This window comes from Marinomonas spartinae (genome assembly GCF_016461715.1).
Lineage (GTDB): Bacteria > Pseudomonadota > Gammaproteobacteria > Pseudomonadales > Marinomonadaceae > Marinomonas > Marinomonas spartinae_A.
The window spans coordinates 182,373-191,984 of record NZ_JAEMUI010000005.1; the positions used below are offsets into that span (position 1 = coordinate 182,373).

The 9,612-nt window shown below is 41.9% G+C and carries 12 protein-coding genes; 5 read left to right on the plus strand and 7 right to left on the minus strand.

Annotated features, from left to right (window positions below; all coding sequences use genetic code 11):
• Nucleotides 1-2 precede the first annotated feature (2 nt).
• On the minus strand, nucleotides 3-245 hold the full coding sequence (locus JHD45_RS07555; protein WP_325097267.1) for a sulfurtransferase TusA family protein: 243 nt from the start codon (nucleotides 243-245) through the stop codon (nucleotides 3-5).
• A gap of 35 nt (nucleotides 246-280) precedes the next feature.
• Between JHD45_RS07555 and JHD45_RS07560 the strand changes: the two genes are divergently transcribed.
• A complete protein-coding gene (locus JHD45_RS07560) occupies nucleotides 281-1,699 on the plus strand; it encodes a M48 family metalloprotease (RefSeq protein WP_199475902.1) in 1,419 nt (472 codons plus the stop codon).
• Between the two features lie 42 nt (nucleotides 1,700-1,741).
• Here the strand turns inward: JHD45_RS07560 and JHD45_RS07565 are convergent, their stop codons facing one another.
• Together JHD45_RS07565 and JHD45_RS07570 are read right to left on the minus strand one after the other, a co-directional pair.
• Entirely contained in the window at nucleotides 1,742-2,071 is a 330-nt protein-coding gene (locus tag JHD45_RS07565) for a hypothetical protein (RefSeq protein ID WP_199475903.1), read from the minus strand.
• A 91-nt stretch (nucleotides 2,072-2,162) separates the two neighbouring features.
• Nucleotides 2,163-2,441 (minus strand): hypothetical protein, encoded by a 279-nt coding sequence (locus JHD45_RS07570; protein WP_199475904.1) that lies wholly within the window; start codon nucleotides 2,439-2,441, stop codon nucleotides 2,163-2,165.
• A 470-nt stretch (nucleotides 2,442-2,911) separates the two neighbouring features.
• On the opposite strand from JHD45_RS07570, the gene JHD45_RS07575 reads away from it, so the two are divergent.
• A complete protein-coding gene (locus JHD45_RS07575; RefSeq protein WP_199475905.1) occupies nucleotides 2,912-4,159 on the plus strand; it encodes a tyrosine-type recombinase/integrase in 1,248 nt (415 codons plus the stop codon).
• Between the two features lie 26 nt (nucleotides 4,160-4,185).
• Here the strand turns inward: JHD45_RS07575 and JHD45_RS07580 are convergent, their stop codons facing one another.
• From JHD45_RS07580 to moaC, 3 genes are read right to left on the minus strand one after another with little or no spacing between them, the layout of a single operon-like run.
• Entirely contained in the window at nucleotides 4,186-4,632 is a 447-nt protein-coding gene (locus JHD45_RS07580; RefSeq protein ID WP_199475906.1) for a molybdenum cofactor biosynthesis protein MoaE, read from the minus strand.
• Nucleotide 4,633: 1 nt separating this feature from the next.
• Complete coding sequence (locus tag JHD45_RS07585; protein ID WP_199475907.1) at nucleotides 4,634-4,888, minus strand: MoaD/ThiS family protein; 255 nt, start codon at nucleotides 4,886-4,888, stop codon at nucleotides 4,634-4,636.
• 14 nt (nucleotides 4,889-4,902) lie between these two features.
• Entirely contained in the window at nucleotides 4,903-5,394 is a 492-nt protein-coding gene (gene moaC, locus JHD45_RS07590; RefSeq protein ID WP_199475908.1) for a cyclic pyranopterin monophosphate synthase MoaC, read from the minus strand.
• Between the two features lie 172 nt (nucleotides 5,395-5,566).
• Between moaC and JHD45_RS07595 the strand changes: the two genes are divergently transcribed.
• From JHD45_RS07595 to JHD45_RS07605, 3 genes are all read left to right on the plus strand, one after another.
• Nucleotides 5,567-6,943 (plus strand): DnaJ domain-containing protein, encoded by a 1,377-nt coding sequence (locus JHD45_RS07595; RefSeq protein ID WP_199475909.1) that lies wholly within the window; start codon nucleotides 5,567-5,569, stop codon nucleotides 6,941-6,943.
• Nucleotides 6,944-6,980: 37 nt separating this feature from the next.
• Nucleotides 6,981-7,754, plus strand: coding sequence for a tRNA (cytosine(32)/uridine(32)-2'-O)-methyltransferase TrmJ (gene trmJ, locus JHD45_RS07600; RefSeq protein WP_199475921.1), 774 nt, complete (start codon nucleotides 6,981-6,983; stop codon nucleotides 7,752-7,754).
• Between the two features lie 78 nt (nucleotides 7,755-7,832).
• On the plus strand, nucleotides 7,833-8,096 hold the full coding sequence (locus tag JHD45_RS07605; protein ID WP_199475910.1) for a hypothetical protein: 264 nt from the start codon (nucleotides 7,833-7,835) through the stop codon (nucleotides 8,094-8,096).
• 129 nt (nucleotides 8,097-8,225) lie between these two features.
• Here JHD45_RS07605 and JHD45_RS07610 read toward each other — a convergent pair whose 3' ends face one another.
• Nucleotides 8,226-9,440, minus strand: coding sequence for an MFS transporter (locus tag JHD45_RS07610; protein ID WP_199475911.1), 1,215 nt, complete (start codon nucleotides 9,438-9,440; stop codon nucleotides 8,226-8,228).
• Nucleotides 9,441-9,612: the final 172 nt, after the last annotated feature.

The following is a 9,612-nucleotide window of genomic DNA, read 5'->3' on the forward strand; positions in this document are numbered from 1 at the left end:
CTCTATTTTTTCTCAATAACAAATATATAAACACCATCCTTTTCATTTTTATGTCGCAACGTATGTCCCACTTGCCCCACATAAAAAGGAATGTCTTTCCATGACCCAGCATCACACGCTTCCACGGCCAATAATTGACCTGATTGTAACTTACTCAACGCCATTTTAACTTTCAGTAACGGCATAGGACACACATCTTGTCTTGCATCTACTATGGCATCACACTCATAATTACCTTTAATCACCCTTCATATCTCCATGACGAGAACATTCGCCGATTATGAAACCATTCTCTCCTTTTATAACCAACTTAGCCATCTTAGTGATTGTTTTTTTTAGCACTTTTTCAAGTCCAAGTCGCGCTGAATTACCCAATCTATCAAGCAGCAAAGACGAACGTTCATTGTCCAATCCGAGTTACGTCGTTGGGCAGCACTGGTTTCGACAAATCAATGGTAGCCAAGCAGTTATTGCCTTTCCCCCCGCTTACAATTATGTACGACAAGCATTGGCAACCATTTTGCCGCACACTGGCCTAGATAATAAAATGGTCGAGATTACCTTATTAAACAGCACGCAAAGTAACGCCTTCGTCATTCCAGGAAACCATTTATTTATTTACTCAGACATCATGGAAATGATCACCGATGAAGATATGTTTTATGGCCTGCTATCCCATGAAGTTGCCCACCTAGATCTCAATCACTATGAACGACAAACTCAATTCTCCAGCCAGGAATTAAGCAAAACCTTGGTCATGATTGGTGCTAGCATCGCTGCTGCCGCAGCCGGCGCAGGCCCGGACGCAACATCCGCCCTCTGGATCGGTGGCATGGCAAACCAAGCAGAAAATACACTGACCTATAGCCGAGAGCAAGAACAAGAAGCAGACCGACAAGGCAGACGCTATATGAAAGCAGCAGGGCTCAACCCTCAAGGTATGAACCATTTATTTAAAGCCATGTTGAAAGCCCTGTTAGGGCGCCCGCAATTAGAATTTTTATCGACCCACCCGCTACCTAAAACTCGGATCGCGGATAGCATGTCTTTCCAGAAAGAAGAGAGCATACTCAAACAAAAAGAAAGCAGTCAGAATTTCCTTTTTTTTAGAGCAACGATGCTTGCCTACCGTGCCATATTAAGCAACAGAATAGACTATGTTCTTTTACAATCCATAGACAATGAGGATGCCTATAACTTCGCTCAAGCGTTAGTCGCCTATTTAGAGCAGTCACCACAAAAAGCTCTAACCTTTTTAGCAAAAATTCATACTCAGAATCGTTTTGTTAGCTATTTAAAAGCACTTAGCCTGCAATCAGATGGACAAAAAAAAGCAGCATTGAAAGTTGTTCAGAATGTCCTTAATCTCGCCCCGAATGATCTTTCTTTTGGAACATTATACGCCACGTTTACACATACTAAATACACAGGATCCCAGGCACCTCGCTATCTTTATGAAAAGAAACAGGTATGGGAAGCCGATATTGCTTATTACAGATATCAGCATAACATTCCAATGGCGCTTAACTACAAGGCGTTACTTGATTTTAATTTAGGACAGGATAAAGAAGCACAAAGACTGCTTTTCAGGGCCTTGCAAGACGCCAAAGATAAGGATAAAGCGTCAATCAGACGAACTCAAAGTGAAATAGACATGATAAAAGAAGCGGAAAAGGAAGAAGGTATTCGAGACGACTAGAAAAGGCACTGTCTAAACAACAGCCATAGATTCGAAGAGCATTTATCGGGATGAATACAGATTCTGATAGTTGAAACGTGCTCTCTGCAGTTTATACAAAGTATTTTCTAAATGTTTGATTTTTGTCTGAACGATCATCTGCTCTTCAAATAATGTTTTAGGTTGTTTGTAATCCATACATTGATGCACATCAACACCCATAGCATCCAACTGATTCACCAAATCAGCCAGCTTCATTTTACTCTTTTGCAGCAATTCTACTTTACTCATCATGCTATTCTCACCATTAGTAAGATCAGCATTATATTGCTGTGCAAAAGACAAAACAGGAATAGAAAGTAGCATAATTAAAATAGCTTTAAATAAATACATCTTTCCCTCCTTACTCTCTAATAAATATCATCAGAAATATAAAAAGGCCAATCCAATACTGGCCTTTTTATCTTTTAGCATCAATCATATATTATTGTGCATTTTGAGAGTTTAATGAATTCAGCTTCAAACGTAGGTTCATTTCATGATTTTGCAATAATTGCGCTTGTGTAACAGGAGATAACGTCTGATTGACTTTATATTGGCTCACACTAACGCCTTTGTTCATCAACTGTTGATCCAAAGACTGAATTTCTGCTCTAGCTTTAGTGATTTGACCATAGGTTGCGTCACCAGGCGCTGCCATGGCAGCCGTCGCAACGGAACAAGAAAAAACTACAGCCAATAATGTTTTAGTAAGTGTATTCATATTATATACTCCATTTCCATCTACTATTAATCGAATAGCAGCTCATTTTCTTTCCACTACAATCTAGCTGCTTGATTAAAATAATAGCAACAAATAGAAGAATAAATACCCCTAATACACACGTGTACATATCTATCCTATATGTGAGACAAACATGCACAATCACTAAAAAACAGACAAAAAACACTAATACCGTATTTTATTTTTACAGCCCTCAAGAAAGATACAAATATATTTTCAGCCATCAAAAGATAAAGGAAGAATATTGAAAGGAAAATAATACACAAAAGCATCTAATCTATAGATACCCGCCCCCCATAGAAACCATGATAAAAAAGCAGGACGGTTTGAATATTTTATAAATTAAAACAACAGGTTCCAGCTAGCTAAGGCTCATACAAGCACAAAACAACCGTTTTTTCAGTGCGTTTTTTTGGTATGATGAAACAAACCCTTATATGCATACTATCATGACTCCGTTTGCTCTAATTGACAATCTAGAACATCTACCCAACCCTTTCACTCAGTTTGAGCACATCGCCACTGAGCTAAAGGAGAATGTGCCATTTTTAAACGATCCAGATTACAAACGCGACCTACAACTCGCCCTTTGTTTTATCTACAGCTATAACGGCTCTCAAGCCACGTATAATTCCTATCGTCGAGAAGTTGAGCGTTTACTCCTGTGGTCTTGGCATACGCAATCCACACCAACAACTCAATTACGGCGTGATCAGATCGAAGCCTTTATCCATTTTTGCATCACACCACCAGAAAGCTGGATAGGCATTAAAAATGTTGCTCGCTTTAAACAACATATGGGGCGCCGTGTTCCTAATAAAGAATGGCGACCTTTTGTCAGTCATATCAGTAAATTAGAATTCAGTAATGGCGACGTTCCTGTGGCAAAAAAGTATTCCCTATCACAAGCCGCCATTCGGGCAACTTTTTCCATCCTGTCATCTTATTATGGCTTTTTGATGCAAGAAGAAGCGGTACACCAGAACCCCGTGGCTTTGATTCGTCAAAAGAGTAAGTTCGTCAAAAAAGAAGTCACAAGACGACAAGTAAGACGCATTTCTAATTTACAATGGGATTATGTGATTGAAACCGCTGAAATGTTGGCGGAAGAAGATCCTGCAACCCATGAGCGCACACTTTTCATCATGAACGCACTACTGGGGATGTACTTACGTATTTCAGAGTTGGTCGCCGATGAACGATCCGCCCCCGTGATGGGAGATTTCACCAAAGACGCAGACGGTCATTGGTGGTTTAAAGTACTGTCAAAAGGCAATAAAGAGCGACTCATTGCAGTCTCTGACGATATGCTGCGCGCCCTTGCGAGATATCGCCAATTCCGAGATCTCCCCCCATTACCAACCGTTGCGGAAAACACCCCATTAATTCCGAAAAATCGTGGTCAAGGACCCATGACCAGCTCAAGACAGATTCGTAATATCGTACAGTTTTGTTTTGATACGACTTATCAGCGCATGTGCGATGATGGCATGAAGGCCGATGCGGAAGATTTACGCGTTGCAACCGTTCACTGGCTCCGTCACACCGGCATCTCGGAAGATGTAAAAACTCGCCCGAAAGAGCACGTTCGTGAGGACGCAGGACATGCCAGCATGGCAACAACCGATCGCTATATAGACACCGAATACCGTGAGCGCCACGCCAGTGGCCGCAAAAAAACATTACGCCCACACTAAACACCTACCCTGCCCTCAAGAAAGCCTTACTCCCAACGGGTTAGGCTTTCTTCGTCTTGCTCCTTGGCATCCACCCATTTACTTTTATCCCCTTGGGTTTCTTTTTTCCAAAATGCGGCCCGACTTTTGAGATAATCCATTATAAAGTCACAGGCCTGAAAGGCTTCTGCTCGATGGGACGCACTCACCCCAACAAAGACAATTTTATCTTGTACCGCTAACTTGCCGACACGATGCACTACGGTCACTGCATTTAATGACCAACGCGAACAAGCATCCTCGACAATTGTCTGTAAATTATGCTCAGTCATTCCTGGATAATGCTCTAACTCAAAGGTACAGTCTTGGGATGGTAAGGATGAGAAGTGGCGCACTAGACCAACAAACATCGCAACAGCACCGGTTTCACTATTCACCACTAAATCATCATAGAGTGCCTGAACATCGAAATCTTCCTGTTGAACTTTAATCATCTTAGCCACCTGTAACAGGTGGAAAAAAAGCTACCTCTTTAGTCCCTTGCTTCACCATGTCGCCATCACGGGCAAATTCGAAATCAATGGATGACTGAATGCCCTTATCCAATAGTGCATCGCCATTTCTCAGCAGATTAGCTAATTGCGCTTTGAGTTCTTTGATGGTCATTGGCAAATCTCCTTCCAATACATAACGTTCAATGCCAAGAGCCTCTTTAAGAGACGCAAAGAAAACCACATTTAATTCATTCATATATCCCCCTCCTATCAATCAGTTTTGTGTTCTGTCGCTAACCAATCGCCACTTTTGCCACCTTGCTTTTCCAGCAGCGAGACATTTTTAATCACCATCCCCTTATCGACAGCCTTACACATATCGTAGAGGGTCAGCGCAGCCACACTAGCTCCGGTTAGCGCTTCCATCTCCACCCCTGTTTTTCCTTTCAAGGAACAAGAACACAACACTTGAATTTGTGTTTTATTCAAAACCGTTATATCGATTGTCACTTTGGTTAGCATCAATGGATGACATAAAGGTATCAGATCTGAAGTTTTCTTAGCCGCTTGAATACCAGCAATACGAGCTGTTGCCAATACGTCTCCCTTTGGTAAACCCCCTTCGATAATCTTAACCAAGGTATCCGGCTTCATCTCGATAATCGCTTGTGCTCTTGCCATACGTTTCGTCATGTCTTTATCTGACACATCTACCATGTGAGCATGACCTTCAGTGTCCAAATGGGTAAGTTGATTACTCATAACATTCCTAAATTGAATCGATACATTGCAAATGCGCCTATCTTTTAAGAAAGCTCACAGGATTGCAAGAAAAGTTGTTCTTATGCGTGAGTAATTGGAAAACATCTACCTTTGTCAGCGCCGCTAAATCATGCATAATGCTCTTTTATATGAGTATTTTTATCAGGATAGCATGAGCTTAATAGACGATTATCTATTATTGGAAATTCCTACCCACGCTAATGAACAAGAGGCGAAGGCGGCTTTTCGTCGTCTGGCCCGACGCTATCATCCAGATAAAAACCCACATACGGATACCACAGAACATTTCCAGCGTTTACAAGCCGCCTATGAAAATGTCTTGCAGGCCATAAAGCAAGGTTCGCAAGGAGGAGAGTGGAAACCCTATCAATTCCACCAAGAAAGTAGCACGACAAAAAACCGCTATTATTCCCACTCAAAAGCCACAGATAAAGAACAAGAAGCCTATATAAAAGAACGGCAAAAAGCCTATGAGCAAATGAAGCGAAACAGTGCTCAACAGGAAAAAGCCAGAGAAGAAGCCATCAAAGCAGCGCGTAATACTCTCAATGAAAAGCGCGTTAAAGCCATGTATGAAGAAGCTTTTAAGGCCTCAAAAGGCTTCACCTCACAAGGTTATGCCAACGATGAAGCGTCCTCTTCTTACTCAACTCAATATAATCAGCGCAAATATTCAGACAGTCAGTATTCTTCACAGACTTATCAGGCGAATTCAGGTTCAGCAGAACAAGCAAGCGACATTCCGCCCTACTATATGTTTGATGATGAGCCAAGTACCCTGAATGAACCAAGCTTTCAAGCAAATCGTCCAAGTCAAGCGAAGCCTGTTCGCCTGTATGCCGCCAAAGCCGCATTTAGAGCCGCTACTTATATTGTTTGTTTCGCTTCTGGGGTCTACGCCACACTATTTTGGCAAGATCATCAAAGATCAACACAACAAGAAAAAGTGGCCACTTATATTCCTGGTTTGTATCCACAATATCGCGTGGGTGATGCCTATACTCTCGTTCCAACGAATTTATACTCTGAACCCGATAAAAATACGAAATCGATCCAAGAGTTACCGGCCTATACCGATGTTCAAAGCATCAAGCAACAAGGTGGATGGTTAACGGTACGCTACAATAATGTGAGCGGATGGATACAAGCAAAAGATGTTGGCTTTGGCACCATTCAGCATGCCGTTGCCACGGGCTGTATTGGTTATCCAGGTACCGCTCCAAGTCAGGGTGAAGTCATCGGAAAAGCTGATGGCAGTAGTCGTCTTCGTATCTTAAACCATCTTCCTGAGCAAAGTATTTTAACTTTTCAATCCTATGATGGACGAAAGCCCTTTTCCATCTTTCTTGAAGCCAAGCAGCCTTTTGCTGCAAACTTCATTCCCGAAGGACGCTATCGATTGGTGTTAGAGACGGGTTCCCTGTATCATAACGCCTGCAAAAAATTCCTATTTAATGACACAAGCAAAGTCGTCTTAGACAACGTAAAATTTGCCAGCACAGAGCAATCGCTCACGCTTAATCCTTAACGCCAAGACGACCCTAACACCGAGTATTTCTAACGCCATGCTGAGTAATATCCGTATTGTCCTGATCAACACATTCCACCCGGGAAATGTTGGCGCCATCGCTCGCGCCATGAAAAACATGGGATTAACCAATTTATATCTAGTGGATCCAAATGACTATCCTTCGGAAGAAGCAACTAGTCGCGCGGCAGGTGCAGTCGACTTATTAGAACGCGCAACCATCGTCAATACGCTCGAAGAGGCGATCCATGACTGCAGTTTGGTCATTGGCACAAGCGCACGACATCGCACTTTCCAACTGCCCATTATGAATGCTCGCGAATGTGCCCAGACCGTTATCCCTGAAGCAAAAGAACACCAAGTTGCCATTGTTTTTGGACGAGAAACAACGGGCTTATTAAATGAAGAAATTGCTCAGTGCCATCGCCAAGTATACATAGATGCTAACGATGAATACCCTGTGTTGAATATTTCTCAGGCGGTACAAATTGTCTCCTATGAAATATGGATGGCCAACCAAGATAAATCTACTCACAATAAAGACGTGGGAGAATATCCTCTTAAACAAGATATGGAACGATTCTACGAACACCTTGAAGAAACCTTATACGGCATCAACTTCATCATTCGTAATCATCCTGGAAAAGTACTCGACAAACTGCATCGCTTTTTCAATCGTTCTCGACCTGAAAAGCAAGAGCTTGGAATTTTAAGAGGCATTCTTGCAGCGGTGCAGCGTGAAGCAGGATTAACAGAAGCAAACAATCACCCTGAGAAAAAGAAAAGCCAACATAATAAAGAGATTGAATAACGGACAGAGACAACGTTAAAAAGTACCATAACACAATGTTCAACTCGCCTGTCTAGGTGTACTGAAAACGGAGATAGAATGAAAAAGTGTATCTTGCTTGCTCTCGCCATCACACAATTAACCGCCTGTGCGGCGCTTAAAAACCAACTGACAACAGAGCAGACTCTGCAACAAAAAGCCGCTTACTCTCTAGGGGTTAATCCAGAAAATGTTGTCATTAGCAATAAAGAAACCAATGATAAGACGGTACGCTTTACGGCTTCTATTAAAGATAAAACCTATGAGTGCGCTTACCAATCAACTCTGACCATTCAAACCGATGCGGTTTGCCAGCTGAAATAAGCGTTAACTCATAAAAAGTAATACTATAAAAGCGCCAAAAAATAAAAAAGAGTAACCAGATGTTATCCGGTTACTCTTTTACTTAATGCTTATTTTACTTAATACATCATTCAGTGAATGACAAACACTCTATACTTTAGCCCCTTCTGCCGTCATAGCGACACCACGTGTTTCTTTACCACGCGATACCAAGATAGCAATTAATAAAGCAACCGTTCCCACAACAATGGCCATCGCCAAACCGTAGTTACCGTTATGAGCCGACGCAATGTGCGTCTGTATTGTTGCATTGACCGAAGCAAGTAAGTTACCCATTTGGTATACAAAACTTGGGAGAATAGCGCGAACATTCGCAGGTACCAACTCATTAAGATACGTTGGTACGACACCCCAAGCCCCTTGAACCATAAATTGCATTAAGAATGCGCCAATACCAATGGAGACAGAGCCAGTAGAGAAAGCCCATAATGGAATCACTGGCAACGCCAGCAAAGCGGCAAACATAATGGCTTTCTTACGACCAATACGTTCAGATAAAGAACCAAAGAATATACCACCGATAATGGCAGAGATGTTATAACAGATCGCTATGATACTCACAGTATGTGCATCAAACCCATGTTGCACTTTCATGAACGTTGGATACAAATCTTGAGAACCGTGGCTGAGGAAGTTAAAGCATGTCATTAACAACACCATAAAACCACAAACACGCCAATTATCCTTAATGGTACCAATAATAGACACGTTCTCTTTGACTACCTGATTCGCCAACCAAACAGGAGACTCTGGCACTTTGAAGTAAATATAAGGAAGCATCAAAATCGGCAAGGCACCAATAATGAACATACCACGCCAGCCTACATGGGTATAAAACAACCCAAAGATGATAGAAGCAAGTAAATAGCCCGCAGGATAGCCCGCTTGGAACATACCGGACATAAAGCCACGAGATTTACTAGGGATCGTCTCCATTGCTAACGCCGATGCCACACCCCAGATTCCCCCCATAGCGATACCGTATAAAATACGAAACGCCATAAAGGCCTCAAATGAGGGCGACCAAGCAGAAAGCAATTCAAATACTGAAAAAAGGACAATGTTCGACATAAGAATAGGCCGACGTCCAAATTTCTCTGCCAAACGTCCAAAAATTAACGCACCAATTGGACGCACAGCTAGTGTCAGCATTATCGTAACGGCAACATCAGAAATGGAGTTATGGAAGTTTTTTGCTAAATCACTTAACACGAATACCAAAATAAAAAAGTCAAACGCATCAAGCGACCAACTAGCGAAAGAGGCAAATGCCACGTGACGTTGTGTCGAGCTCCAATTACTCATATAGGTTTCCCCCGAAAAAAGCATTTTATTATTGTTGAATTAAGCCCGATCCATCACATAACCAATATGGTAACAGATCGTAAACTTACATATTACTCTAAGCCTTTTTTATTTATAAATAATGCTTGTAAAGTGTAAAGTTATGTCATTAATTTTGTTTTTGGAGCAGACT

Coding starts and splice junctions, on each gene's coding strand:
- JHD45_RS07570 (WP_199475904.1), bottom strand. CDS start 2,441: ATGAATACACTTACTAAAACATTATTGGCTGTAGTTTTTTCTTGTTCC.
- JHD45_RS07560 (WP_199475902.1), top strand. CDS start 281: ATGAAACCATTCTCTCCTTTTATAACCAACTTAGCCATCTTAGTGATT.
- JHD45_RS07595 (WP_199475909.1), top strand. CDS start 5,567: ATGAGCTTAATAGACGATTATCTATTATTGGAAATTCCTACCCACGCT.
- JHD45_RS07580 (WP_199475906.1), bottom strand. CDS start 4,632: ATGATTAAAGTTCAACAGGAAGATTTCGATGTTCAGGCACTCTATGAT.
- JHD45_RS07610 (WP_199475911.1), bottom strand. CDS start 9,440: ATGAGTAATTGGAGCTCGACACAACGTCACGTGGCATTTGCCTCTTTC.
- JHD45_RS07585 (WP_199475907.1), bottom strand. CDS start 4,888: ATGAATGAATTAAATGTGGTTTTCTTTGCGTCTCTTAAAGAGGCTCTT.
- JHD45_RS07605 (WP_199475910.1), top strand. CDS start 7,833: ATGAAAAAGTGTATCTTGCTTGCTCTCGCCATCACACAATTAACCGCC.
- moaC (WP_199475908.1), bottom strand. CDS start 5,394: ATGAGTAATCAACTTACCCATTTGGACACTGAAGGTCATGCTCACATG.
- JHD45_RS07575 (WP_199475905.1), top strand. CDS start 2,912: ATGACTCCGTTTGCTCTAATTGACAATCTAGAACATCTACCCAACCCT.
- trmJ (WP_199475921.1), top strand. CDS start 6,981: ATGCTGAGTAATATCCGTATTGTCCTGATCAACACATTCCACCCGGGA.
- JHD45_RS07565 (WP_199475903.1), bottom strand. CDS start 2,071: ATGTATTTATTTAAAGCTATTTTAATTATGCTACTTTCTATTCCTGTT.